The following is a 25,802-nucleotide window of genomic DNA, read 5'->3' as shown; positions in this document are numbered from 1 at the left end:
GCTGCGACACCCTCTACGCCATGCTCCGCGACGGCACCCTCTACCAACCCCCAACACCCGCAACCGCTTGACGAAAAACATAGGGGCACTCTCACTTCCCACGCCCTCCCCGCCGCCCCTCTCTCACATCCCACGCCCTACTGTGACGTCACCGTGCGCCCTCGAACGCGGAGCGCGGGGATTGACTAGACTCAAGGCATGCCCGAGGAGAAGAACGCCGCCGTGGTCGCAGACGCCTTGGTGCAGAAGCCCACCGTGCAGAAGGACAACGTGCACAAGCGCACGGGCGAAGCTGCGTTCTTCGACGTCGACAACACCCTGATGAAGGGCGCAAGTCTCTTCCACGTGGCCCGCAAGATGTACGAACGCAAGGCTTTCACGTTGTCGCAAGCGGCCGGATTCGCCTGGAAGCAGTTCAAATTCGTCATGCGCGGCGAGAACATGGAAGACGTCCACTCGGTCCGCGACTCCGCGCTTACCCTCGCTGCCGGCATCACTGTGGATGACATCAAAGCCCTGGGCGAAGAGGTCTACGACGAAATGATCGAGTCGCGGATCTGGCCGGGGACCAAGGCCCTCGCGGAACAGCACCTCAGAGTCGGACGCAAAGTCTGGCTCGTCACGGCTACACCCATCGAGGTGGCCACGGTCATTTCCACCCGGCTCGGGCTGACCGGCGCCCTTGGCACGGTGGGCGAAGTGGAAGACGGCATGTACACAGGGAAACTCGTGGGCGACATCCTGCACGGACCGGCGAAGGCAGTCGCGGTCCAGCTCGTCGCCGATCGGGAAGGCTTGGACCTGGATCATTGCTGGGCGTACAGCGATTCTGCCAACGACATCCCTTTGCTCACCATGGTGGGTCATCCCGTGGTGATCAACCCGGACGCCAAGTTGCGTCGGCACGCCCGCGAGAACAACTGGCCCGTGTACGACTTCCGTTCCGGTCGCCGCGCGGCAACGCTCGGACTCAAGGCCGCCACGGTTGGCGGAGCGGTCTACGGCCTGTGGCGGGGTTTCTCAAGGTTCCGCGGCCCCCGCATCTGACCATCTCTCACATCCCTCGGGCTTGAACCAAACCATCTCTCACATCCCTCGGGCTTGAACCAAACCGTCTCTCACATGCATCGACGGCTTCAACGAGCCTGTGGATAACTTAAGATGACTCAAGCGTTTCTGGGCGAGAATGCCAGATATGCAGAACGCCGTGCCCCTTCCGCCCCGACTGACCAATGCCCCATTCACCATTGACGAGGCCGAGGCCTCGGGCCTGAAGCAATCGCACCTCTGGAACCGTGTAGGAATAGATGGAGTCAGCCGCGGCCTTTACCGTCCATCGGATTGGGACTTTGAGCTATCGGCGGCTGCAAGGTCGCTGTCAGCCGCAAGTCCGGGGGCATGGATATCCCATGTAACGGCCGCGAGGCTGCATGGTGTGTGCCTTCCACCATGGCTGTCTGATTCCAATGAATTGCATCTCAGCAAGCCAAGGCATCTACCGTCCGTCCGCCGCAAAGGAGTGATCGGACATACGGTTGTGGCCTCCGACGAGGAGATCGAAAATGTTCACGGCATCCGGATGAGCACTCGGTCGCGTACCTGGTTGGATCTCGCAAGACGCCTACCGCTCTCCGACCTCGTATGTATGGGTGACGAACTCATTCGTAGGCCCAGGCCGGACTTCGAAGACCGCGACACACCGTTCACCACCCTCGAGGCCCTTCGCGATTTGGTGGGCAGGCACAAGAATTTACAAGGCGTCGTTCGGGCACGAGAAGCACTGGACCTCATGCGTGTTGGAGCCGATTCCGGGCCAGAGTCGCTGCTCCGCTTGGCGATGCTGGACGCCGGTATCCCCGAACCGGAGCTGCAGGTGCAACTTCGCCCGAATGACCCGTTTTCGCCTTCTGCGGACTTGGGCTTCCGTGATCGGCGGGTGGCAATTCAGTACGACGGCGGTCATCACCTTGGGCAGGAACAGATGTTCAGCGATCGGCGACGCGATAAGGCATTTGAAGCAGCAGGTTGGATGGTCCTCAAATTCGGAAAGGACGACTTGGCGGATAACTTTTCGTCAGCGACTCGTAAGATCAAGACCGCTCTACGATCAGCATGGCAGGATCCCGCGGTCAGCTCCGGTTTTACCCGCGGGACGTGAGAGAGGGAACCCACCAAACCCGAGGAACCTGAGAGAGGGACCCCACCAAACCCGCGGGACCTGAGAGAGGGAACCCACCAAACCCGCGGGACCTGAGAGAGGGAACCCACCAACCCCGAGGGACCTGAGAGAGGGAACCCACCAACCCCGAGGGACGTGAGAGAGGGACCCCACCAAACCCGCGGGACCTGAGAGAGGGATGGGGGCGCAAAATGCCCGCCACCTCGAGAGGCAACGGGCATTTACGCTTGATGAAGTATCTCTACTTCTTATTGCGGCGCTGGTGGCGGGTCTTGCGAAGCAGCTTGCGGTGCTTCTTCTTGGCCATACGCTTGCGGCGCTTCTTAATAACTGAACCCACGAAAGTTCCTTACAAACTAGAAGTTCCTGTCTGTTGGAACAGATCCGCGGAAGCAGACAAGTACAACTGACAGATTCTTACATTGACGTAAAACGTTCCTTAACAGAGTACCGCTTCAAAGGGGCACCCTGTGACCACGGTCCGCGGGACGGACCCCGGCAGCCTCAGGCGGTCTCGGATTGCCCGTCCACCACGGCACCCTTGAGGTACTGGGCAACGGCCTCTTCAGGAACCCGGAAGGAACGCCCGAACCTCACGGCGGGCATCTCCCCTGAGTGGACGAGGCGATACACGGTCATTTTGGAAACACGCAAGACGTCGGCCACTTCGGCCACCGTCATGAAACGCGCATTCGAGAAGTTAGTCTCTGCGGACATTTCCCATATTCCTTTGCTCTCAGCCGGTTAGGACACCCCCAGTAGAACGGTGTGCCGATGCTGAGCCATCCAACAACCATGTGCTAGATACTCTAGAGGCTGATGGGGCCAATGTGAAAGCTTTTCCTGTAAGTGGGATGCGGCTCCCCGGCAGCGAAGCCACGCAACGGATCTACTCCGCAACCACCGCCCGACGCTTCCGTGCCGAGGCTGCGAGCTGCTCCAACACCGAGGCTGTGACGTCCCATTCCATGCAGGCATCGGTGACGCTCTGGCCGTAAACGAGTTCCTGCTCCCCAGCAAGCTGCTTGGCGGTGTCCAGGTTTTGGGCTCCGCCCACCAGGAAGCTCTCCAGCATGACGCCGGCGATCGGCGAGGTCTCCCCCGCTTCGAGCTGCGCACCGATTTCCAAGGCAACCTCAGCCTGGCGGTGGTGGCTCTTGCCGCTGTTGGCGTGGCTGGCGTCCACGATCAGGCGCGGGTTCAGGCCCTTGGCAGCGAGCTTGGAGGCAGCAGCCGCGACATCGTCCTGGGAGTAGTTGGGTCCTTTGCGTCCGCCGCGCAGGATCACGTGGGTGTCCGGGTTGCCTGAGGTGGCTACGAGAGCCGCGCGGCCGTCGTCGTCGATTCCCAGGAAGGCCTGCTCGGCGGCAGAGGCGCCGCAAGCGTCAATTGCCACCTGCAGGTCTCCGTCGGTGCCGTTCTTGAAGCCAATAGGCATGGACAGTCCGGAGGCGAGCTGGCGGTGGATCTGGCTTTCGGTGGTGCGCGCACCGATCGCACCCCAGGAGACGAGGTCAGCCATGTATTGCGGGCTGATGGGCTCCAGGAATTCGGTGGCCGTGGGCAGTCCGAGGGCAGTGACCTGCTTCAGGAACCCACGGGCCGCGCGAAGGCCGGCGGCGATGTCGTGGCTGCCGTCCAGGTGGGGATCGTTGATGAGGCCCTTCCAGCCGACGGTGGTGCGGGGCTTCTCGAAGTAGGTCCGCATGACGATCAGCAGGTCTTCCTTGTGCTTCTCGGCCTGGCTCACCAAACGGCGGGCGTACTCGAGGCCGGCCTTAGGATCGTGGATGGAGCACGGGCCAACGATGACCAGGAGGCGGTCGTCCACGCCGTCCATGATGGCGCGGACCTGGTCGCGGCCGCGGTCGACGACGGCAGCTGAGCGGGCGTCCAGCGGCAACTCGGCGATGAGGTCCTGGGGCGCCGGAAGGGGCTCGAAGCGTGCCACCCGAAGGTTGGAGGTTGAAGGAAGCGCGGCGTCAGCGGCTCCCGCGTCAGGGGAGTCGAGCGATTCGGTGGGTTCTGCAGCGATGCTGGTCATGTCTGGGTCCTGTTCCGGGATGCGGAGCGGGCCCCTTGTCAGAACCCGCCGGATATGGCGAAGGGCAGAGAATGATCTCTGCCCTGTTGGCTCTGAAGGAAAGTTGGATGCGTGTCAGTTAGACGCGGGCCCCTCCAGAGCCAACGAAAAATACGCATACCAACGGTTTGTCATAGCCACACCATAACCGCGGTTCTTCACACCGGGCAAATCGCGTCCGCCATCATGACAAATGTTTGCGCAGGAACTGCAACTGCTTGATCCAGTGGTGTTCCTGGCCGCCCTCGTGGTTGTTGAAGCGGTAGACCTCGATGTCCTTTTCGGGCGCACCGCCGGAAACCCCGTAGCTGTTGTAGCTCGCGAAAACGGTGGACGGAGGGCAGATGTCGTCCATCTGCGCAGCGGAGAACAGCGCAGGGACGGTGGCGGCACGGCCCAGGTGTACGCCGTCGAAGTAGTTCAGGACGGCCAGCATTGGCTCATACCTTTCGCGGTGCCGGCCCAGGAATCCGGCGATTTCCGGGTAGGGCCCGCGCGGGGTGATGTCGATGGCGCGGGGGAAGTCCTGCAGGAACGGGACGTCGGGCAGGGCGGCGATGACGCCGTCGAGCCTTCCGGCCGTCAGCCCGGCGGCCGCAACAGTAATGCCGCCACCCTGGCTGACGCCTGCCAGGACTACCTTGGAGGGGTCGACGGCGGGATGGCTCTGCGCCGCTTCCACCGCACGGAACGCGTCCACGTACACCCGTCGGAAGTAGTAGTTGTCCTGGTGGTCGGCGCCACGGGTCATGAGCCCGGCGTAGTTGTTTCCGCCGGCGGACGGGTGGGGATCCGGGGTGTCGCCCGAGACGCCGCCGTAACCCTGCCCGCGGGTGTCCATGATGAAATGCGCGTAACCGGCCTGGGCCCATCGGGTGTTCTGGTTGACCAATCCGCGGCCACCGGAGTATCCGATGTACTCCACCACCACGGGAAGTTGCCGGCCCGGCTCACGGTGAGCCGGCAGGTGCAGCCAGCCCTTGATGCGGTCTCCCCCGAAGCCGGCAAAGGACACATCGAAGGTGTCGATCACTGAGAGGTAGTTGTCCACGGGCTCGAACACAGCATCAAGCGGCAAGGCCCTCGCCTCGGTGATGGTGCGGTCCCAGAAGGCATCGAGGTCTGCTGGAGGGACCACGCTTGAGGTGTAGTCGCGGAGCTTCTCAAGGGGAAGGTCAAAGAGGGGCATGTGGACATCCTACGTCATGGTTTGGTGTGCCCCGTCACAGGGGCTGAAGCGCTAGAGAGGTGCTACGGACAGGTTCCGGTATGCCGATTTCAGGGGCGCCATCTGGCGAATCCCGAAGTACCCGCCCCGGAGCGGTTCTGCGGAGGGATCGGTCCATTCAAAGAGCAACAACTCGTTGATGGAGAACGCCACCCGAGGGCCATCCTTGATCACTTCCATGCGATAAAAACCATCGGCATCCCCGGCGGGCGGAAGCGGGTCAGCTCCCTGCGCCACCAGTTCGAAGCCCGCACTCTTGCGGAGATTGCAGGTTCGGAACGCGCGCTCGGAGGGGTGTTTGTGCCGGAAGTAGGAGACGTGGAGGGCGTCCATATCTCCCGAATGGTATTGCGGATAGAAGCCGGTGCGGGGAGCCAAAGCCGAAGAGAACAGGTCTTCGCCACCGTGGCCGGATGCTGCGAAGAACACCATGGCCAGGCCGGGCTCCTCCAAGGGAAGGAACTCCCAGCTGATCCTTACGTGATCGGGAATTTCCTTGGGGCACCAGAGCGTCCAATGCGCGTGGTCGCCGTGCTCCTCCGCATCAAGGGAGCCCGACAGGACCAGAGCGGTGGTGCCATCCCCACCCAAACCCGGGCCGCCGTCGTCGCCTGTCCCCACCTCATGCGTTCCGAACTGAACCGGACCTTCCGCCACCCAATCAGCCACATCCGCAGGACCCCGCAGCGGGTTGGAGTGGATCACGCACGCGCTCCCGCGTTGAGGGTCGCAGGCAAGCCGTAGCCGAGGGATTCCAGTTGCTCCGCCACGAAGGCAGCGATCCGCCGGGCGCCTTTCTCATGGAAATGAGTGTTGTCCTCAAGTCCGCCGGCCCAGTGTGCGTGCTCGCCCGGAGCAAAGTGGAAGAACAGCTCCTTGGAACCGTCCTCCCCCAACTCCTGGTAGAGGGAGCGCGTCCATTGGTTGAGGTCTATGACGTCAAGGCCGAGCTCCAAGCCAAGCTCCCGGACCACCACAGGGTAGTCCCCCAGGGTGACCTCAAGCTGACCGCCCGAAAAATGCCGGCGTTCCACCGAGGTGCACAGGATGGGGATGCCGCCCTTGCTGCGGACCTCGGCCACCATGCGCTTGAGGTTGTCCGTGTAGCCCGTGCGGGCGGCCAGGTGTTCACGTTTCTGGTCGTTGTGCCCGAACTGGATGAGCACCAGGTCGCCCTGGACGGTCTGGTTAATGAGCTGGTACCAAAGACCCTCCTCCCGGAACGACTCCGTGGTGGCACCGCCCTTGGCGTAGTTGTGGACGGCAGCCCACCAGTACGTTTCGGGCGCAAGATGGGCGCCCCAGCCACTCATGGGGTACTCGAAGCTGGGGCAGGCGGCAACGGTGGAGTCGCCCGCGAGGAGGATTTTCATGGGTGTCCTTTCAGATGATGCAGCCGCAGGATGCAGCACGCCTTGATGCAGCCGCGCTTAGCCCTTGACGGAACCGATCAGCATGCCCTTGGCAAAGTGCTTCTGCAGGAAGGGGTAGAAGATCAGGATGGGCAGCGTGGCCACCACGATCACGGCGAATTTGATGCCTTGTTCCGGCGGGATATAGGACGGATCCACGTTGCCGGTACCCAGGAGGTCCGAGGCCGCCGTGACTTGGCGAAGGTACATCTGCAGGGTCCACATGTTGTTATCGCTGAGGTAGAGCAGGGGTGACATGAAGTCGTTCCAGATCCCCACCGCGTAGAACAGCGCGAACGTAGCAAGCACCGGTTTGGACAACGGCAACAGGATCCGCCAGAGGATCCCGATTTCCGTGGCACCGTCCATCTTGGCGGACTCTTCCAGCTCCTGCGGGAGCTCCTGGAAGAAGTTCTTGATGATGATCAGGCTGAACGGGTTGATGGCCGCGGGAAGGATCAGCGCCCAGTAGCTGTTGAGCAGGCCCAGGTCCTTGACCAGCAGGAACGTAGGAATCATGCCGCCGGAGAACACCATGGCGAAGACCACCAAGGACATGATCAGCTTCCGTCCCCGCAGGTTCTTCTTCGCCAACGGGTATGCCATGGTCACGGTGAGCACCAGCTGTACCAGGGTGCCTACCAGCGTCACCAGCACGGTGGTGATGAGGGCCCGCGTGAAGGCGGGTGTGGAGAAGATGTACTCGTAGGCGCCCAGCGTGAACTGCTCGGGCCAGACGAAGAACGCCCGCCGGGTGATCTCGGCCTCGTTGGCGAAGGACCCTGCGATCACGTAGATGAACGGCAGCAGGGTGATGATGCCCACCAGGCTCAGGAAGACGTAGTTTGCGGCGTCAAAGACCCGTCCGCCGCGGGTGTTGTGAATCTTCATTAGAACAGTCCGCTCTGGTTGAACCGCTTGGACAGCCAGTTGGTGCCGAAGATCAGCACGATTCCTACGAGGGACTTGAAGAGCCCGACGGCGGTGCTGTAGCTGTAGGCGCCTTGGGTGATGCCCACGAAGTAGACGTAGGTGTCGAAGACGTCGGCCACGCTGCGGTTGAGTGCGTTGGTCATGAGGTAGATCTGCTCAAAGCCGGTATTGAGCATCTGCCCGATGGCCAGGATGAGCATCACGATGATGGTGGACCGGATGCCCGGCAAAGTGATGTGCCAGACGCGACGGAACCTGCCGGCGCCGTCGATAATTGCTGCCTCATACTGGTCTTGGTCCACCGTGGCCAGCGCGGCGAGGAAGATGATGGTGCCCCAGCCGGTGTTCTTCCAGATTTCCTGGAGCACGATCAAGGGCCGGAACCAGTTGGGATCGGACAGGATGTCCACGTTCGTCCCGAACAGCCCGTTGACGAACTGGAACAACGGTCCGATGTCCAGGGCAAAGAGCAGGAAGCTCAGTGACGCCACGATGGTCCAGGACAGGAAGTGCGGAATGTAGACGAGCGTCTGGACGGTGCGTTTGAGTACCGATAGACGGACCTCGTTGAGCAGCAACGCCAGGATGATGGTGAGCGGGAACGCGATGCCCAGGTTCAGGAACGCCAGGATCAGCGTGTTGCCCAGCAGCCGTGGGAAGTCCGGGTTCGCGAAGAAGTCCGTGAAGTTGGTGACACCCACCCAGGGGCTGCCATTGACGCCCAGGAACGGAACGTAGTCCTTGAAGGCGATGGACACGCCGTACATGGGCCCGTACCGGAAGATCGCGAAGTACAGGACTCCGGGCAGCAGCAGCAGATACAGCCACTTGTAATGCGCGAAGTGGACGGCGAACCCGCGCCGCCGCGCCGGGGCGGGCGGCTTGGTGGCCGCCCGCTCCGAGGCTTTGGCTTCTACGACGGGGGCTGTCACTTCTTGTTTTCCTGCCAGAGCTTGTTAATTTCTTCCTTGACCTTGTCACCGCCGCTGGTGTTCCACAGCTTGATGGCGTCCTTCAGGCCCTGTTCGTCGGTCTGCCCGGCGAGGTACTTGATGCGGGCGTCGGCCACGATGTTGTCCAGCTGCGCGCCCTTGGCAACGTAGGTGGGCGAGACGAAGGCAGCTGCCGGGTTGTACACGGCGCTCTTGAGGTCCCCGGCCATGACGGCGACGCGGTCATCGAAGACCTTCTGCTCGTACTCGGAGGCCTGCTTGACCGGGTAGAAGTTGTTGCCTGTGACGTTGGTGCCAAGCTGGGCGAAGCTCTTGATGTCAGTGTTGACCACCTTGCCCTCAGGGGTTTCCGGCTTGATGGTGGCGGCCAGGCCCTCTTCAAGGGTGAAGTTCACGCCCTCGATGCCGTTGTTCATGAGCACGGCAACTTCCTTGCTGTTCAACTTGTCCAGGAAGCTGAGCACGTTCTTCAGGTCAGCCTCGGTCTTGACGCTGGACTTCGGAATGGCCAGGAAGCCGGAGTAGCCGTCGGTGGGGTGGGCGTGCAGTTCGCCGTCAGGTCCCTTGAGGCTGCCTACGAAGCCCACCTTGTTCTCGAAGTCGTTCGGGTTGGCCTGCTTGAAGAGGTTGATCAGCACGCTGACGCGGGAGTCGACGTCCACGATGATGCCGCCCTTGCCGTTGAAGAACGGCTCGTTCCATTTGGTGCCGTCGAATGTGGCGAAATCGGGGTTGATGAGTTTCTCGTCCACCATCTTCTTGATGAAGCGGTTGGCTTCGAGGAATTCGTCCGTTTCGAAGCTGGGGACCAGCTTGCCGTCCCGCTCGGTCCACCGGTTGCCGGCGCCGTACCAGGTCTCGATCAGGTCATACGGGCTGTTGGTTCCCAGTGCGCCCCACTTGGGGATGGTGATGCCGTAGGTATCGTTCTGGCCGTTGCCGTCCGGGTCCTGCTCGGTGAACGCCTTGGCAACTTTGTAGAGGTCCTCGGTGGTTTCGGGCGCCTTGAGACCCAGCTTGTCCAGCCAGTCCTGGCGGAACATGACCGCTGCACGGATCGGGTTGCGGCCGCGGTAAACACCGTAGACCTTGCCGTTGACGCTGGCGTTCTGCTGGACCTCCGGGAAGGTGGTCTTCAGGTTCGGGTAGTCCTTGAGCTTGTCCGTGAGGTCCCAGAAGGCGCCCGCTTCGGCGTTCTTCACGAAGCCAGGCGTTTTGCCCTGGACCACCAGCACGTGCGGGATTTCCGAGGAAGCCAGCGTGATGTTCATCTTGTCTTCGTAGGATGCGTTGGGCGTCCACGTGATGTTGACGTCTTTGCCCGTGAGTTCCTCGAGCTTCTTCTGCACGGCACCATCGGCTGTTGGCGGCTGCGCCTCCAGGAACGGCGCCATGATCTTGACGGAGGAAAGGTCCGACGCCGGCGCTTCGCCACCACAGGCGGTCAGCGCCAGGGCTGCGGAAACGACGACGGCGGCGGCCAGCGTGTGTTTTCTACGGATCATTTTCTTACCTGCTCCACTTCATCGGGGTTGGTGTCTTTCGACTCTTGGTTTGACGGCAGGCCGGGGAACCTTTTGAGGCTCCATATGTGCTGGCCACTCGCATCTTGATACGTTTCATTAATAGTCGCGCCGGAGGCGTTGGGGACGAGTTCGCTGCTTCCTTGAACATCGAGGGAGCGGTGAAGCACCGGCGGCCCGCTCAAAGCGGGGCGGGCGCGGTTGAGTTCAGGCAAGGCTGGCCTCCGTGCTGTGGGTCGTGGTGGAAACAGGGCCGGTGGGGGCCGCATCGTCAACGGCGGCTGACATCGCCTCATCGTTGGCCGTAAAGAAGCGGTCGCAAAGCCACCCCGTGACATAAAGCCACGCACCAATGCCGAAGAACGGAATCAACCCCGGAACCGACCGGCACACGAACAGGGCCGCCGCCGTGACGAACAGGAGAATCACCGTTCCCGCCAGATGCCGCATCGCAAAGCGTGAGGACATCAGGAAGTACTGGGGAAGGGAAAGCTCGTAGCGGGCGAACATCGGGAACAGGTAGCAGACCGTGCCGGCGGCGAAGAGGGCCGACATCAGGATTCCTGCGGAAGCGATCTGCGAGCCAAAGTCCCAGCCTGCAGAGAAGTAGTCCCAATTCAGGGTCAGTGCAACACCCACAGCAATGACGGGCAAACCCAAGGCATTTCCCTTGCCGAAGTTCTTGAAGTATTCCTTCGCGAAGCGCCGCATCAACGGCGCGGCATTTCCCCGCACCTTGTCGCGGACCAGGATGTGGGCCGCAGCGGTGCTGGGTCCGATTCCCAGAACAACCCCACCGAGGACGGTGAAGGCAATCCACAACACGTTCAGGCAAGCTATCCAGACGAGTGTGTCGAAGAGCGTGTAGGCACGGAAGCCAAATCCGCCAGAGGCCATGCCCCCCCCTTTCTCCATCGTTGCAGAACAGGCCCAGGCAACTGGCAGTAGTGGTTGTTCTGGACGCTCAGAGCGACCACCAATGCCAGTCAGTTGGGGTCGGCCCACGTGGGCCATGTCACTAAGTAAACGCTTTCCCGTCAACTTAGACGGTTGACGAGGGTGGCGTCAAGATCATTCTTGAATCGTTACATTTACTGCGGCCCCGCGCTACACTGGGCGGAGCCGGAACTGGGAAAGCGCTTGCTGGGTATAGCCTGAACCCGCCGGATACTTACCTGAATACCCCGACGACGGCGTCACCGCCTTCGTTGCAGCGCCAGCAGAGGAGAGCCATGGACACCCCTTCCATCGAGTCCATCACCAGCCCCGAGCCACCCCCGGCTGCACCGGCACCCGCGACCGCACCCCGTACCGCACCCGCCAGGATTGCCCTGGTAGGAGTCCACGGCTTCGGAACACACCACCTCCACAACCTCCATCGGCTGAGCGCGCAGGGTGTGGTGGAACTCGTCGCCGTGGCGGACCCCAATCCCCCGTCCGCTGGAGCGTTGCCCGGAACAACTGCCGTCCACGCCACCCTCGATGACCTGCTGGCCGGCGATCACCACCCGGACGTGATCATTGTGGCTACTCCGATCCAGACCCACGCCCCCTTGGCTTTGTCTGTCCTCGCTTCCCATTCCCACCTTTATCTGGAAAAGCCCCCGGTAGCCTCCATGAAGGACTTCCTCCGGCTCAAGGAGTCCGCAACCGCAGCCGGGCGCAGCGTACAGATCGGTTTCCAGAGCCTGGGTTCCCATGCGCTGGCCGCTTTGGAACAGCTGGCCAACGGCAAAGCCACGGAAGAACTTCCAGGCATCGGCACGCTCAAGGGCATCTCCGCTACCGGCCGCTGGGTCCGCGACCGCGCCTACTACAAGCGCTCGCGCTGGGCGGGCAAACGCAGCCTCGACGGCGTGGATGTGGTGGACGGCGTCGCAACCAATCCTTTGGCCCACGCGATTGCCACTGCCCTGCGCATCGCCGGAGCCCGCCAGGCAGAAGACCTGGCCTTCGTGGACACAGACCTCTACCGCGCCAACGACATTGAAGCGGACGATACCTCCGTGATCCGCATGAGGACCGTTAACGGGCTGCCCATCACCTGCGCCCTGACACTGTGCGCCACCGAATCCGTGGAACCGTACGTCACGCTTCACGGCACCGAGGGAACAGCGGTGTTCCATTACACCGAAGACCGTGTCACGGTCCGCACCGAAGCCGGCGAGACCACCCATGTCTTCGGGCGGGATGATCTCACGGAGAACCTGCTCCAACACCTGAGCGAGGGCACCGCCTTGCTCAGCCCCTTGGATCACAGTGGCGCCTTCATGCGCGTCCTTGAAGCCATCCGGACAGCCGAGGCTCCCGCCCTGATTCCCTCGGAATTCGTGACATGGGTGGGATCCGGCGATCAAGCCCATGCAGTGATCCCCAACATCGAGGACATCCTGGAACGGGCCACGCTGTCCCATGCCACGTTCTCCGAACTCGGCCTGCCGTGGGCGCGACCGGACGCAGCGGGCTCCGAAGCTCTCTTCGCCCCCGCTGCGGATTCTGAGGGTGCCGGCGGTGGTGATCCGAGCGAGGAAGCTCCCAACGCCGTCTTCCGCAGGGGAGGTGACCTCGACACCGCGTTGTCGCCGCGCCCCTACCTTCATCCGGTGACCACCCGGGGCGGCATCGTGGTGACAGAGCACCTTGCTTCGGACCACGTGTGGCATCTCGGCGCTGGATTCGCGCTGCAGGACGTCAACGGCAGCAACTTCTGGGGTGGGCGCAGTTATCGTCGATCCGCAGGAAAATACGTGGACCTGAACGACCACGGCAGAATCGAGGTCGCCGCAATCACCCACGGCCCGGACCACTCCACAGCGGACCTCCACTGGCTGGCCGCCGATGGCGGCTTGCTCCTGGAGGAACGTCGCACGTTCCGTCGTTTGCTCATTTCCCCGCGGACGTGGCGGCTGGACATCACCACGGAACTCACCGCCGTCGTGGATGCCTCGCTGGGTAGTCCTGGCTCGCACGGTGCCGCGGGAAGTGGCTACGGCGGCTTCTTCTGGAGGCTTCCTGTCAATGCCTCTCCACGCGTCTTCTCCTCCACAGCCGAGGGCGAACCTGCCGTGCACGGTTCAGTGACGCCGTGGCTGGCGTGGACCGGAGAGTTTGACGGCGGACCGGCCACGTTGGTGTTTGGCGCACCTTCCGAGTCCCCGGACCCATGGTTTGTGCGATGCAGCGGCTACCCGGCCGTGGGTTCGGCGCTGGCGTGGGACACCGCCGTCGAGCTGGCTGCGGGCGGGTCGCTGACCCGTTCAGTGACCGTGTGGATCAGTGACGGAGTGCTCGGCACCCCTGACATCGAGGACTTGGTGTCAGCTCGATGAGTTCCAGCGCCCCGGCATCGCCACTGCTCGCAACAGGCCTCACGGTGGAGGGCCGGACGCGGTGCCTGATGGCCCCGGCACGGCCCAGGTTCGCTTGGCTGCTGGATGCCGGTCCTTCCGCAGACGCCGGGCAATCGTTCCAGGGTGCGTACCGCCTCCGGGTGATGGACCGCGCCGGAACAGAAATGTGGGATTCGGGCACTGTTGTCACAGACCAGCAGCACCACCAGTCCTCCACAAGCCCCGAAAATAGCCCCAACCTCAGCCCTGACTCTGACTATCAGTGGACTGTGCAGGTCACGGACTCCACCGGCGCTGTGGGAGCGCCGAGCGCTCCCGCACGATTCAGCACGGGTCTCTCCGGGTCGGGAACAAGCGGCTGGAACGCCGAGTGGATTCACCGTGCCCCGGGAGGCCGCGCGCCGCTGGAACTGATGGAAGGTTTGCTGCGGGTGAGTGGCTCGCCGCATCTTCCCTGGCCTGTGTCAGCCAGGGGCAGCACGGTGATCACCGCCCGCTTCCGCTTGCGTCTTGGTACAGCAGGGATCCTTCTTCGCAGCGACGGTCCCGGAACCGGGCTGCTGCTGGAACTGAAACCCAACCGAACAGCCGTCCTCCGGCAGGCTCCCGCTTGGGAAATCGGTGCCATGGCTGCGCCCGCCACGGAGGCACTGGCTGAAACCCCGGCCTTTGAGGCAACCGCCGTTTCACGGGCGGGCGCCACTCCCCATGACGGCTGGCAGGACCTGATGGTCAGCGACGACGGGCAGCGCATCACCGTCACCATTGACGGCACCACGGCTTTGGACTCTGACGTCGCAAGCACAGGTTGCACGGGCATCGCCTTCCACCAAGGGCCACGGAGCCAGGCCGAGTACCTCTCCCTTGATGTCCAGAGCGATGGGAAGACTGTCCTCAGCAGCGATTTCACCGACCCCGGCTCGCTGGCTGACTGGACCACCACCACTCCCCTCCGCCAGCCCGACGAGTGGACCCTTGCCAAGGCAACCTTCCACCTCAAGCGTCCCGTGGTCCGCGCCCGTCTCTACACTGCCGCGAGCCACCACGCCGCGTTCACCCTCAACGGCATTCCCTGCCTGGAGACCACCAACTTCGGCTACCCGGGCGAACACTTCTACAACGCCGCCGACGTCACTGACACACTGCAGTCGAGCGGCACCGCCACCTTGACCGCCGTCGCGCATTGGTACGGTCCGGGCCAGGGCCGCGCGGCCGGCCACCCCGGTCTGCTGGCCCAGTTGACGGTGGAGTACGACGACGGCACGCGGGACGTGTTCGGATCCGGGCCTGGGTGGCTGGTGGCCGAGGGGCCCTATCGCCAGAGCGGATACCGGAACGATGAAGGCGACCCGATCGAGCACTTCGACGGCACGGCCCAGCCGGAAGACTGGCAGCCTGCACTTTCACTCGGAGCCCATCCCGTCCCCGATTTCCCGGTCCTCAACCCACATCACGCCAGCGTCGCGCGGAACCATGCTCCCGCCGTCGACATTTTCACGGCCGACGACGGCACACCGGTGGCAGATTTCGGCGCAGTGATCCCCGGGCGCCCGGTGGTGGAGTTCCTGACGGGCCGGCACGGGCGGACCGTAATGCTCCGTGCGGGATACAACCTCCAGGCCAACGGGCGCGTGGATGCAGGAAAAGCCGCCAGCCAGAACACGGATATGGCATTTCCGTACACGCAGAAGGACGGGCTGCAGCGCTACGAGGCAGCGGTGCATTTAGGATTCCGCTACCTTGAATTTCCCGGTGTGGACCTCGGGGACCTCGGCGCGGTGGGGGCAACGGTCATCCATGCCGAACACCCGGCCGAAGGCAGTTTCCATAGCTCCGACGACACCCTGAACCGGGTCTTCAGGCTTCTTCGGGACTCTGCGTTGCTGGGTGTGCAGGAACAGTTCGTGGATACGCCCACCCGCGAGAAGGGCCAGTTCCTGGGCGACGCCGTGAACATCTCCTACGCCACCATGGCGCTGTTCGGCGAGCGTCATTTCACGGCCAAGGCACTGCGCGAATTCGCGGGATCTGCCAAGCGCTACTGGGATTCACCCGCTCAGCGGGGCCGCTACAACGCCGTGTATCCCAACGGCGACGGCAAGCGCGACATCCCCGATTTCTCGCTCATGATGCCCGAATGGGTGGAGGACTACCACCGGCTCAGTGGGGATGACGCGCTGGTCCACGAACTCCTCCCCTGCCTCCAGGACACGGCCGGGTACGTGCTCCGGCACATCCCCGCCAGTGGTCCCACCGCCGGGTTGGTCACCAACCTTGGCGGCGGCGCGGGTCCGTACCTCCACGGCATCGTGGATTGGCCGGCGCCGGGCCGCTTCGGCTACGACATGGACTGCGCGGCGCGCACCACGGTGAACGCCCAGTCCTGGTCAGTGCTCGACGCCGTCAGCCGGCTCTGCGGGTCTGCAGGCCTTGCGCACGAAGCCGCCCGTTACAGGGATGCGGCGGAGGAGCTGGCGGGGCACATCAACACCCGGCTGCGCGTGGACGGCGTGATGGTGGATGGTTTGCACGCCGACGGCCGGCCAAGCTTGAATGCCTCACAGCATGCGACGTCCTTCCCGCTGTCGCTGGGCATTACCCCCTCCGTGCACGCGGCCAAGGATGCCGAACGCATCGCCGGAATGGGGATGCGGCAGGGCCCCATGACGGTGCACCGGCTGTTCCGGGCATTGCTTTCGCAGGGGCGCGTGGACGCTGTCCTGGATCTCCTGACCGAGCCTGGCCAGCCTGGCTGGGCACGTTTGCTGGAGGCCGGTGGGTCCTTCACCTGGGAGGCCTGGGAACTCGATGAGGGCAGCGACTACAGTCAGTCCCACGCCTGGTCTGCGTCCGTGATCCGGGAGATCCTCGAGTACCTCCTCGGTGTCCGGGTGACAGCGCCGGGGGCATCCGCCGTCGTGATCCAACCGCCGGTGTGCCGGCTGGAACGTGCCGAGGGCAGCGTGCCCACGCAGCGTGGAGTGGTTGCCGTTTCCTGGCAACGGACGGCCGACGGCATGGAGCTGGAGTGCAGCATTCCCGCAGGGGTTACGGCCCAGATGGTCCTTCCCGGCCGTACAGTTCCGGCCGGACCTGGCACGTGGACTTTCAGCCCGCTGGGCTAACCCAGCGCGCTCCTGGCTTCGTCCATGGCCTTCTTGGCAGCGTCCGCGGGTGACATCCGGTTGAAGTGCACCTCCAGGCCGTAGCGGCCAAAGGCCTCGACGGCGGAGCTGGAACCTGCCGGGGGTACCGGCACTGCGTCCCCCAATTCGGAGGAGATCTCGTCAATGAACTGTGCCGTGGCTGCGTCCTCCGGTGTCAGTTTGGGAAGGACTGCGGCGCGGACCTCCGAGTTGCCCGGGATGCCGCGGTCTGCGAGGGCAATCTCCCCGGCCTCCACATTGTTGGCCAGGAAATCGATGAACTTCTGCACCTCGGCCGGGTGTTTGGTGCGGGAACTCGCCGACCAGAACTGTGAGGACTTGTAGAACTGCTTGGCACTGGCGGCGCTGCCGTCCGTGCTCGGCGGACGGTGGATCTCCAAGGGCTGGCCGGAGGCTTTGGTCAGCGCGCTCAGTTGGTTGGACCAGTACCAGGCGAGCCCGAACCTGTTGGTAGCCAGGCCCTGTTGGTCCACGGAAGCGGTGGCGTCCTCGGTCATCACCGAGGCGGGCGGCACGGCCTTGGAATCGCGGAGTTCGGCCTGGTATTCGTACCAGCCCGTCAGGTCGCCCTCGTCGAAGCCGAACTTGCCGTCGGAGGTAAACAGCGACTTGCCGTGCTGGCGGAACCAGAGATTCATGGGAGCGTCACCGCTGACGGCTCCGGAACCATAGACGCCGCTCTTGCTGCCTTCGGTGATGGCGGCCGCCGCCTTGTTGTATTCGTCCCAGGTCCAGGTCTTGTCATCGGGCAACGTGACGCCGCTGGCCGACAGGAGCGATGGGTTGGCCAGAACTACCTGGGCGTTCACGCCGGCAGTGACGGCGTACTGCTTGCCTTCAACCTTGCCGGCATCTGCAACGGCAGAATCGAACTTGCCAAGGTCTACGTCTTTCAGTTCCAGGAGGGCACCGCGCTCGGCGTACTCGCCCAGATAAGCGGCATCCATTTGAATAATGTCCGGCGCATCCTGCGAGGCAACCTGAGTAGCGAGTTTGTCCCAATAGCCGGACCAGTCGCCGTATTCGCCCTTGACCTTGATGGTGGGATTCTGGGCCTCGAAAGCGTCAATGAGTTTTTGGGTCATCTTATGGCGGACATCCGAGCCCCACCAGCTGAAGCGCAGGGTGACTGTGCCGTCGGAGGAGGCCTGCGGCGAGCTGCCGCAACCTGTCATGGTGATGGCTACAACGGCCACGGCGGCTGCAGCTTTAAGCGCGAACTTCTTTGTTGCACGGATCGACATCTGGGGTCCTTGTCTGGGCAGGGTGAGTCTTGCAGATGCACGTCGGAGAAAACGCTTTCTCAGCCTAGGTGTGCTCTACGTCACCCGTCAAGGAACTTTTGTTTGTTTCCTCCCAAACATTCACAAAACCGCTCATCGCGGGGAAGGTGCCCAGCGCCGGCGCCTTGAGTAGCTCCACAGCAGGAAACCAATCACAGCGGCTGAGGCCATACCCAACGCACCGGTCACCACCAGTCCAGTACGGACGCCAAAGTCCTCCGTCAGCCACCCCGCCAGCAAACCACCCAGCGCGTGCCCACCCAAGAGCAACGGGAAGTAAAGGGCCAGGACCCTGCCGCGAACGCAGGCCCCGGACTCCAATTGGACGGCGGTAGTTGCGCTCGTGAGGAACAGCAGCGTCATGAAGCCCACCACAATGAGCATCACCACGAACCACTCCTGCGTGGGCATCAAGGCTGCCAGCAGTTGCGTTAGGCCAAAAAGCCCGGCACTGGCCACGATCCCTTTCCGGCCAAAGCGCTTGATCCGAGTGGCCACCAAAGCACCCACCAAGGCCCCCAAGGCGCTGACTGTGTTGAAGAGGCCGAATCCAGCAGGACCGCTGTGCCACACCTGGTCCGCGAAGGCCGCCAGGACCACGGGTCCGTTCATACCGAAAGCGCCCAACAAACCTGCCAGCAGCATGGTCAGGAGCAACGGCGGACGCTCCCGGACAAAGCGGAAACCAGCAAGGATCCGGCCGCGCCGCGGCTCCTGCCCGCTGACCTCGGGTGAGTGGTGGAGCCCGCCTGGCCGAATGGACACGATCATCACCAGGACGGCCATTCCCAAGCCGGCATTGGCAGCGAACGCCGCGGCCGGACCTGCCTGGGCAATCACCACGCCGGCAAGTGCGGGTCCAACCATGGCACCCAGTTGGCTCACTGCGCTGTTCAGGCCGATGGCTGCGGGGAGCCCGGTATCGCCCACCACCTCGTTGACGAACACCTGCCGCGCCGGCCCATCGATGGCACTGGTGATGCCCAAGGCAATGCAGGAGGCGTAGACCACCCAGACGTCAGTGCCACCGGCAGCGTTCCACACCGCCAGTCCGGCAGCCAGCAAGACCGCAACTGACTGGCAGACAAGGAGGATGCGTCGTTTGGGGAAAAGATCCACCAGCACGCCACTGATGGGGCCCACCACCAGCATGGGCAGGAACTGCAACGCCACGGCGAGGCCCACAGCGGCCGGGCTCCCCGTGAGCTGGAGAACCAGCCAGTCCTGCGCCAGCCGTTGCATCCACACGCCGCCGCTCCCCACCAGGGAGAGGGCCACGAAGATCCGGTAATTGTGGTGTCGCAGCGGGTAATGCCAGGTCTCTGTGGAGCGTGTCCGCGGGGCGGATGCTTCGGCTGTGGTGGAGGATTTGGGGCGCAGTGGGAACGGGCGCGGCGACACGGGGTGGACTGCTCGATTCAGCGGTTTGGGGGCGGATTTCTAATGGAGTTTTTGTACAGCTAATGCCCTTAAGGAGGCTCCTAAAGGGCATCAGCTGTACAAAAACTCAGCGGTGGGAGCGGATCTTGATGGCCGCGGCGGCCAGGACCAGGGTCCCGGGCACGATCACGAACAACGCCTGCAACATCCAGACGAACACGATCGCCATGAAGAGGGCGGCAAGCAGCAGCAAGGAACCGCTCCAATCACGCACGGAATCATTCTTGGCGCTTGCGTAGGCAGCGGCCCAACGTTGCGGACCTGGTACTTCAACGGGCTGTTGGCCCGCATCGCCGTCCCAGTTCACGCCACCGCTCCAGTTGGCGGCGGTGCGGAGCAGGAGGACCGCCCCGGCCGCAGCCAGTATCAGGGTGGCCGGCAGGATGACGGCTCGCCCGGGCAGTTGACCCACCAGGGCGAGCAACAGGTTCAGGACAATCACGACGGCGGCTGCCGCCGTCGTGATGCCAAACTTCCAACTGCCGGGAAGCGCACGACGGAAATTGCCCCACAGGCTGCGGAGGGAATCGTCCCTGCCGCTGAGGTGCCTTTCCAGGTGCGCGACGCCGGCCGCATAGGCAGCCGGCGCCGTCACCAAGGGGACAGACAAGACGAGCACGATGACTCCCGCCAGGATGGTCTCGGCAAAGAGGGCAAAGCGGTTGACCGGAATTCCGGGCTTCCCCGATGACGCGCCAGTGGCATTCATAGTGCTCATTCTTCAGTATTCTCTTCCGTGTCCGTCAGCCTTTGAGGCCTTGTGTTGAGACGCCTTCTACGATGTAGCGCTGGAAGACGAGGAAGAAGACCAGGACCGGGAGGAGCGCCAGGACGGACATGGCGATCATGGCTCCATAATCCGAGGACTGGGTCTGGTCAACGAAGAGCCGCAACGCGAGCGGGAGCGGGTATTTCTCGGGGGTGTTGAGGTAGAGCAGCGGGCCCAGGAAGTCGTTCCAGCTCCAGATGAAGGAGAAGATCGAGGTGGAGATCAGGGCCGGCTTCATGAGCGGGAGCATGATGGAGCCGAAAATGCGGACGTGTCCTGCGCCGTCGATGCGGGCTGCCTCATCCAGTTCGGCCGGGAGGCCACGCATGAACTGGACCATGAGGAAGACGAAGAACGCATCGGCGGCGAGGAACTTGCCGATCAGCAGCGGGACGTAGGTGTCCACGAGGCCAAGCTGCTGGAACACGATGTACTGCGGGATGATCACCACGTGGAAAGGCAGGAGCAGGGTGGCGATCATCATGCCGAAGAACAATCCGCGGCCCGGGAAGTTGATCCGGGCAAACGCGTAGGCGGAGATCGACGCCGAGAGCACCGTGCCCACCACGGCGCCGACGGCCAGGATCAGGGAGTTGGTGAAGAACGTCAGGGTGGAGACCCCGCCGATGCCTTCCATGGCCGTGACGAAGTTGTCGAAGCTGAAGTTGGCCGACCACAACGCGTTGTTCGCGCCGCCGATCTCGGAGTTCGGCTTGAAGGACGCGGAGATCATCCACAGGGCCGGGTAGAGGACCATCGCCACCAAGGCCAGGGCCACGACGTGGAAGATGGTGCTCTTAATCCGTTTGACCGTGGTGGACTCGGACTTCGGGTTGTACACCGGTGCCGTTGAGGGCTTCGTGGGTGCGGACTGGGTGGGAGTTGCCATGGTTGTCACTTTGCATCACCGCTGTAGTGGACCCAGGACTTGGAGGTCTTGAAGAAGATCAGCGTGATGATGCCGACCACGATCACCAGGAGCCAGGCCATCGCCGAGGCGTAGCCCATCCGGAAATCGGAGAAACCGCGCAAGTACAGGTAGAGGGTGTAGAAGAGGGTGGAGCCTGCCGGGCCGCCTTCGCCGTTGGAGATGATGTAGGCCGAGGCGAAGATCTGGAACGCGTGGATGGTTTCCATGAGCAGGTTGAAGAAGATCACCGGCGAGAGCATCGGCCAGGTGATGTTGATGAACTTCCGGACCGGGCCGGCACCGTCCATCGACGCTGCCTCATACAGGTCCGTGGGGATCTGCTTCAGGCCCGCCAGGAAGATCACCATGGGGGCACCGAACTGCCAGACGGTCAGCAGGATCATCATGCCCATGGTCATGTTGGGGTTGCCTACCCAGCCGCCGAGGTTGATCCCGAAGAAGGACAGGCCCTGGTCCACCGGTCCGGAATCGCCGAACATGGCCTTCCATACGATCGCGATGGATACCGAAGCACCGATCAACGACGGCGCGTAGAACGCGGACCGGTAGAAGCCCTGGCCCTTGCGTTTGCTGTTGAGCAGCATCGCGATCGCCAACGCCGCCGCGAGCTTGAGCGGGGTTCCGAAGACCACATATTGCAAGGTCACGCCTACCGACTGCAGGAACCGTTCGTCCTGGAAGAGGGTGACGTAGTTATCGAAACCGATCCATTTGGGAGCATCGAAAAGGTTGTAGTTGGTGAAGGAAAGGTACAGCGAGGAAATCATCGGGCCCACGGTCAGGGCGATGAATCCCAGCAGCCAAGGCAACAGGAAGGTGTAACCGGCGCGGGTGTCCGCCCCACGCCGCCGCGATTTACGCGGCGGCGTGGGAGCGGAGGCGGCACGCCTGCTCAGGGTTGGGCTTTGCGTCACGAGAATATTCCGTCAGTTGTGAAGGCCGGATCAGACACAGAAGGTCTGCTTAGGCGTTCTGCTTGATAAGGTCTTCGGCTTCCTTGAACCACGCATCAGCTGCGCCGTCCACGGTCAACTTGCCGTAGTTCAGGTCCTGCGTGACCCGCTTGAACGTGGATTCCAGGGTGCCGAAACCAACAATGGGCGGTTCCGGGGCATCCTTGAGGTACTTCTCGATGGACTTCTCGTAGTCCACCACCAGCTTGTCCGTGCCTTCGAACGTGGTGCCATCGCGCTGGGTCTTCGACGCCGGAACACCGCGGGAGGTCTTGAAGATCTGGCCCACCTCGGGATCGTTGACCATGAAGTCGATGAACCGGGCAGCAGCGTCCTTGTTCTTGGTCTTCGCGCTGGCCACCATCAGCATGGAGGGCTTGAGGAACAGGCCCAGGTTGTCAGGGTCGTCCGACGGAACAGGAACGAGCTTGAGTTCCTTCGCGCCGCTGTCAGCGAGGTAGCCGGCCATGAAGTTATCCCAGGTGACTTCCGTGGCCGTGACGTTGGAGCCGAACGGGGACTTGGGCAGCAACTGGGTTGCCTTGTCCTCGCCCACAATCGCCGCGGTGCCGCGCAGGTCAGCGGTCAGGTTCCACCACTTCTTCAGGTCATCCTTGGAGAAGCCGAGCTTGCCGTCGTCGGTGAAGGCCTGGATGTTGTTCTGGCGCAGCCAGATGTTGAAGTTCCACCAGATCCCGGTGTAATCAGTGCCGCCAAACAGGGTGCCGTTGCCCTTGGCGCCAACCTCGGCCAGGAAGGCGTTGAATTCTTTGTAGTTCCAGGATCCATCCGGCTCCGCGATGCCCAGGGAAGCCAGCTTGGCGGGATCGTAGTAGACCGCGAAGGCATTGGTGCTGGTGGGGATGCCGTAGGTCTTGCCGCGGATCTGGCCCGAGGGAAGGAGCGACTTCTCGAAAGCGTCCGTGTTGATTTTCACCGTGCCCAGGTCAAGGAGCTGGTTCCGCTGCCCATAGTCACGCAGGTAGGACAGATCCCACTGCATCACGTCCGGGAGGCCGCCGCCGGCAGCTTCGGTAGCGCGCTTCTGCCAGTAGCCGGCGAAGTCGGAGAAGTTGCCGTTGACCTTGATGTCCGGGTTCTTGGACTCGAACAGGGCAATGGCTTTGCGGGTACGTTCTGCGCGGTCATCGTTGCCCCACCACGTGTACGTGATGGTGACCGGGTTCTCCGCCGAACCAGTCTGGGCCGGCGATGAGGATTGGCCACAGGCAGCCAGGAACGCGGCAGATGCGGTGCCGAGTGCCACTGTTCCGAGGAATTTCCTTCTATCGATCATGAGAGCCTCCTTGCTCAGTTGGTGCAAGCTTGTCGAGTTCTCTACAACGTGGCAGTGATCTCGCTTACACTCGTTCTGAATCGATACAATATCCCTAATTGTGGATCTGGGCAAGCGTTTTCCAAAGAACCTGTTTCCCGGTGATTTCATCGGTACGCTGCTCTTATACGCACCAGCCACAGCAGAGACCAAGACCGCCACCATGACGAAGGAGTCCCCTTGACCTCCCCCGAAAACACCAGCAGTCCATCTGTCTGGAACAGCATCGACGGCCTCGCCTACGGTGGCGACTACAACCCTGAGCAGTGGCCCCAAGACATCCGGCTGGAAGACATCGAGCTGATGAAGGAAGCCGGCGTGAACTTCCTGAGCGTCGCCATCTTCTCCTGGGGCCTACTGGAACCCACCGAAGGCAGCTACGATTTCGGCTGGCTGGACGAAGTTTTGGACAACCTCCATGGAGCAGGGATCAAGGTGGCCCTCGCCACCGCCACCGCTTCTCCCCCTGCCTGGCTTGCCCGCAAATACCCCGAGATCCTGCCCGTCACTGCGGAAGGAGTGCGGCTGGAACGTGGCTCGCGACGCCACTACACGCCGTCGTCGGCTGTCTACCGCAGGTACGCCACCGCCATGACGCGGGTCATCGCGGAACGCTACAAGGCCCATCCCGCACTGGCACTGTGGCACGTGGACAACGAACTCGGTTGCCATGTTGGCGAGTTCCACGGCGAAGAAGATGCCGCCGCTTTCCGGGCTTGGCTGGAACGTCGCTACGGCTCCATCGAGGCCCTGAACGAGTCATGGGGTACAGCGTTCTGGTCCCAGCACTACGCTTCCTTCGAGGAAATCATCCCGCCGGGCGCAGCTCCCACCACGCTGAACCCGGGCCAGCAACTGGACTTTGCCCGCTTCAACTCGTGGGTGTTCATGGACTACTACCGCGAACTGCTGGCCGTGATCCGTGAGGTCACCCCGGCCATCCCGGCCACCACCAACTTCATGGTCTCCAGCGCCACCAAGGCCCTGGACTACTTTGACTGGTCCAAGGACATGGACGTGATTGCCAACGACCACTACTTGGTGGCTGCGGACCCGGAACGCGAAATCGAGCTCGCGTTCAGCGCAGACCTCACCCGTGGCGTAGCAGGGGGCCGGCCGTGGATCCTGATGGAACACTCCACGTCGGCAGTCAACTGGCAGCCGCACAACCAGCCCAAGATGCCCGGCGAAATGCTCCGCAACTCCCTCGCCCACGTGGCGCGCGGTGCCGATGCCGTCATGTTCTTCCAGTGGCGGCAGAGCAAGGCCGGCTCGGAGAAATTCCACTCGGCCATGGTTCCCCATGGTGGCCGCGACACCCAGGTATGGCGCAACGTGGTGGACCTTGGCGAGGCGTTGGCGAGGCTGGAACCCGTCAAGGGATCGCGGGTGGAATCCCGGGTGGCAATGGTGTTCGATTACGAGGCATGGTGGGCGTCGGAGCTGGACTCGCACCCCAACAATTCGTTGAAATACCTCGATACGATGCGGGCGTTCCACCGCTCCCTGTACCTCCGCGGAATCTCCGCGGACTTCGTCCACCCCTCCGCGGACTTTTACGGATACGACCTCATCCTGGTCTGCACCTTGTACTCCGTGACGGACAAGGCCGCCGCCTCGATTTCCGCCGCTGCGGACCGTGGCGCCACGGTCCTGATCAGCTACTTCAGCGGCATCGTCGATGAGCGCGACCACGTCCGTTTGGGCGGATACCCCGGCGCTTTCCGTGACTTGCTGGGCATCCGCAGCGAGGAATTCCACCCGCTGTTCCCGGGCACCTCGGTCACGTTGAGCGATGGAACTGCCGGCTCTGTGTGGAGCGAGCACGTGCACGTCGCCGCGAACACCGAGGTGCTGGCGACCTTCACCGACTACCCGCTCGACGGCGTCCCGGCACTGACGCGTCGATCCGTCGGCAACGGTTCGGCCTGGTACCTCGCCACGCTCCCGGATGCCGCCGGCATCGATGCCCTGACCGCTCGACTGGTGGACGAAGCCGGGGTGACGGCCGTGGCTGAGGCGACTGCCGGCGTCGAACTTTCCCGCCGGCGCACCGACGACGGCCACAGTTTCCTGTTCGCCATCAACCACAGCCGGGAAGACGTCACGGTCAAGGCCGACGGCGCCGAACTGCTCAGCGGCCTGCGCTTCACCGGCGTCGTCCCCGCCGGAGCCGTGGCCGTCATCGCGGAGGACTGACCCAGGCAGGGGACCACACGCGAAAAAACCGCGCCCCGGCCGGATCACGAATGATCCGTCCGG

The 25,802-nt window shown here is 63.0% G+C and carries 22 protein-coding genes; 5 read left to right on the top strand and 17 right to left on the bottom strand.

Going from position 1 to position 25,802, the window contains the following annotated elements; genetic code table 11:
* Positions 1 to 198 precede the first annotated feature (198 nt).
* Together ACIQLI_RS20270 and ACIQLI_RS20265 are read left to right on the top strand one after the other, a co-directional pair.
* Entirely contained in the window at positions 199 to 1,047 is an 849-nt protein-coding gene (locus ACIQLI_RS20270) for an HAD family hydrolase (protein ID WP_400391739.1), read from the top strand.
* A gap of 148 nt (positions 1,048 to 1,195) precedes the next feature.
* Positions 1,196 to 2,158, top strand: coding sequence for a DUF559 domain-containing protein (locus ACIQLI_RS20265; RefSeq protein WP_400391736.1), 963 nt, complete (start codon positions 1,196 to 1,198; stop codon positions 2,156 to 2,158).
* A 262-nt stretch (positions 2,159 to 2,420) separates the two neighbouring features.
* Here ACIQLI_RS20265 and ACIQLI_RS20260 read toward each other — a convergent pair whose 3' ends face one another.
* The 11 genes from ACIQLI_RS20260 to ACIQLI_RS20210 form a co-directional block, all read right to left on the bottom strand.
* The gene (locus ACIQLI_RS20260; RefSeq protein ID WP_003792170.1) at positions 2,421 to 2,519 is read right to left on the bottom strand and encodes a 30S ribosomal protein bS22; all 99 of its coding nucleotides are present in this window, start codon (positions 2,517 to 2,519) and stop codon (positions 2,421 to 2,423) included.
* 164 nt (positions 2,520 to 2,683) lie between these two features.
* Positions 2,684 to 2,896, bottom strand: a complete 213-nt coding sequence (locus tag ACIQLI_RS20255; RefSeq protein ID WP_017199160.1) for a helix-turn-helix domain-containing protein — start codon at positions 2,894 to 2,896, stop codon at positions 2,684 to 2,686.
* A 172-nt stretch (positions 2,897 to 3,068) separates the two neighbouring features.
* Positions 3,069 to 4,223, bottom strand: coding sequence for a 3-deoxy-7-phosphoheptulonate synthase (locus ACIQLI_RS20250; protein WP_400391733.1), 1,155 nt, complete (start codon positions 4,221 to 4,223; stop codon positions 3,069 to 3,071).
* A 223-nt stretch (positions 4,224 to 4,446) separates the two neighbouring features.
* Complete coding sequence (locus tag ACIQLI_RS20245; RefSeq protein ID WP_400391730.1) at positions 4,447 to 5,451, bottom strand: acetylxylan esterase; 1,005 nt, start codon at positions 5,449 to 5,451, stop codon at positions 4,447 to 4,449.
* 51 nt (positions 5,452 to 5,502) lie between these two features.
* The gene (locus ACIQLI_RS20240) at positions 5,503 to 6,195 is read right to left on the bottom strand and encodes a DUF1961 family protein (protein ID WP_400391727.1); all 693 of its coding nucleotides are present in this window, start codon (positions 6,193 to 6,195) and stop codon (positions 5,503 to 5,505) included.
* Entirely contained in the window at positions 6,192 to 6,863 is a 672-nt protein-coding gene (locus ACIQLI_RS20235; RefSeq protein WP_400391725.1) for a rhamnogalacturonan acetylesterase, read from the bottom strand. The genes ACIQLI_RS20240 and ACIQLI_RS20235 overlap by 4 nt, the downstream gene beginning before the upstream one ends.
* Before the next feature lie 57 nt (positions 6,864 to 6,920).
* On the bottom strand, positions 6,921 to 7,793 hold the full coding sequence (locus ACIQLI_RS20230; protein WP_311214014.1) for a carbohydrate ABC transporter permease: 873 nt from the start codon (positions 7,791 to 7,793) through the stop codon (positions 6,921 to 6,923).
* Positions 7,793 to 8,767, bottom strand: a complete 975-nt coding sequence (locus ACIQLI_RS20225) for an ABC transporter permease subunit (protein WP_311214015.1) — start codon at positions 8,765 to 8,767, stop codon at positions 7,793 to 7,795. Before ACIQLI_RS20225 ends, ACIQLI_RS20230 begins: the two co-directional genes overlap by 1 nt.
* Entirely contained in the window at positions 8,764 to 10,293 is a 1,530-nt protein-coding gene (locus ACIQLI_RS20220; RefSeq protein ID WP_354229437.1) for an extracellular solute-binding protein, read from the bottom strand. The genes ACIQLI_RS20225 and ACIQLI_RS20220 overlap by 4 nt, the downstream gene beginning before the upstream one ends.
* The gene (locus ACIQLI_RS20215) at positions 10,290 to 10,526 is read right to left on the bottom strand and encodes a hypothetical protein (protein ID WP_400391720.1); all 237 of its coding nucleotides are present in this window, start codon (positions 10,524 to 10,526) and stop codon (positions 10,290 to 10,292) included. Before ACIQLI_RS20215 ends, ACIQLI_RS20220 begins: the two co-directional genes overlap by 4 nt.
* Positions 10,519 to 11,208 carry a YesL family protein gene (locus tag ACIQLI_RS20210; protein ID WP_400391717.1) on the bottom strand — a complete coding sequence of 230 codons (690 nt, stop codon included), beginning with the start codon at positions 11,206 to 11,208 and terminating at the stop codon, positions 10,519 to 10,521. Before ACIQLI_RS20210 ends, ACIQLI_RS20215 begins: the two co-directional genes overlap by 8 nt.
* Positions 11,209 to 11,543: 335 nt before the next feature.
* On the opposite strand from ACIQLI_RS20210, the gene ACIQLI_RS20205 reads away from it, so the two are divergent.
* Together ACIQLI_RS20205 and ACIQLI_RS20200 are read left to right on the top strand one after the other, a co-directional pair.
* The gene (locus tag ACIQLI_RS20205; RefSeq protein WP_400391714.1) at positions 11,544 to 13,640 is read left to right on the top strand and encodes a DUF6807 family protein; all 2,097 of its coding nucleotides are present in this window, start codon (positions 11,544 to 11,546) and stop codon (positions 13,638 to 13,640) included.
* The gene (locus ACIQLI_RS20200) at positions 13,637 to 16,786 is read left to right on the top strand and encodes a family 78 glycoside hydrolase catalytic domain (protein WP_400391711.1); all 3,150 of its coding nucleotides are present in this window, start codon (positions 13,637 to 13,639) and stop codon (positions 16,784 to 16,786) included. The genes ACIQLI_RS20205 and ACIQLI_RS20200 overlap by 4 nt, the downstream gene beginning before the upstream one ends.
* On the opposite strand, the gene ACIQLI_RS20195 is transcribed toward ACIQLI_RS20200, so the two are convergent.
* From ACIQLI_RS20195 to ACIQLI_RS20170, 6 genes are all read right to left on the bottom strand, one after another.
* Positions 16,783 to 18,072 carry an ABC transporter substrate-binding protein gene (locus tag ACIQLI_RS20195; RefSeq protein WP_400391708.1) on the bottom strand — a complete coding sequence of 430 codons (1,290 nt, stop codon included), beginning with the start codon at positions 18,070 to 18,072 and terminating at the stop codon, positions 16,783 to 16,785. The two genes, ACIQLI_RS20200 and ACIQLI_RS20195, sit on opposite strands and share 4 nt — an antisense overlap.
* A 132-nt stretch (positions 18,073 to 18,204) precedes the next feature.
* Positions 18,205 to 19,512, bottom strand: a complete 1,308-nt coding sequence (locus tag ACIQLI_RS20190; protein WP_400391705.1) for an MFS transporter — start codon at positions 19,510 to 19,512, stop codon at positions 18,205 to 18,207.
* A 106-nt stretch (positions 19,513 to 19,618) separates the two neighbouring features.
* Positions 19,619 to 20,269: a Poxvirus protein I5 gene (locus tag ACIQLI_RS20185; RefSeq protein ID WP_400391702.1), complete on the bottom strand. Its 651-nt coding sequence runs from the start codon at positions 20,267 to 20,269 to the stop codon at positions 19,619 to 19,621.
* Between the two features lie 25 nt (positions 20,270 to 20,294).
* On the bottom strand, positions 20,295 to 21,218 hold the full coding sequence (locus ACIQLI_RS20180) for a carbohydrate ABC transporter permease (protein ID WP_400391699.1): 924 nt from the start codon (positions 21,216 to 21,218) through the stop codon (positions 20,295 to 20,297).
* On the bottom strand, positions 21,215 to 22,165 hold the full coding sequence (locus ACIQLI_RS20175) for a carbohydrate ABC transporter permease (RefSeq protein ID WP_400391696.1): 951 nt from the start codon (positions 22,163 to 22,165) through the stop codon (positions 21,215 to 21,217). The genes ACIQLI_RS20180 and ACIQLI_RS20175 overlap by 4 nt, the downstream gene beginning before the upstream one ends.
* A 49-nt stretch (positions 22,166 to 22,214) precedes the next feature.
* Entirely contained in the window at positions 22,215 to 23,501 is a 1,287-nt protein-coding gene (locus ACIQLI_RS20170) for an ABC transporter substrate-binding protein (RefSeq protein WP_400391693.1), read from the bottom strand.
* A gap of 219 nt (positions 23,502 to 23,720) precedes the next feature.
* Between ACIQLI_RS20170 and ACIQLI_RS20165 the strand changes: the two genes are divergently transcribed.
* Positions 23,721 to 25,739, top strand: coding sequence for a beta-galactosidase (locus tag ACIQLI_RS20165; protein WP_400391691.1), 2,019 nt, complete (start codon positions 23,721 to 23,723; stop codon positions 25,737 to 25,739).
* Positions 25,740 to 25,802 lie beyond the last annotated feature (63 nt).

The organism is Paenarthrobacter sp. NPDC091669, from assembly GCF_044756725.1.
GTDB lineage: Bacteria > Actinomycetota > Actinomycetes > Actinomycetales > Micrococcaceae > Arthrobacter > Arthrobacter bambusae_C.
The sequence above is the reverse complement of the archived record's forward strand: the minus strand, read 5'-3'. Positions and strand labels throughout refer to the sequence as shown.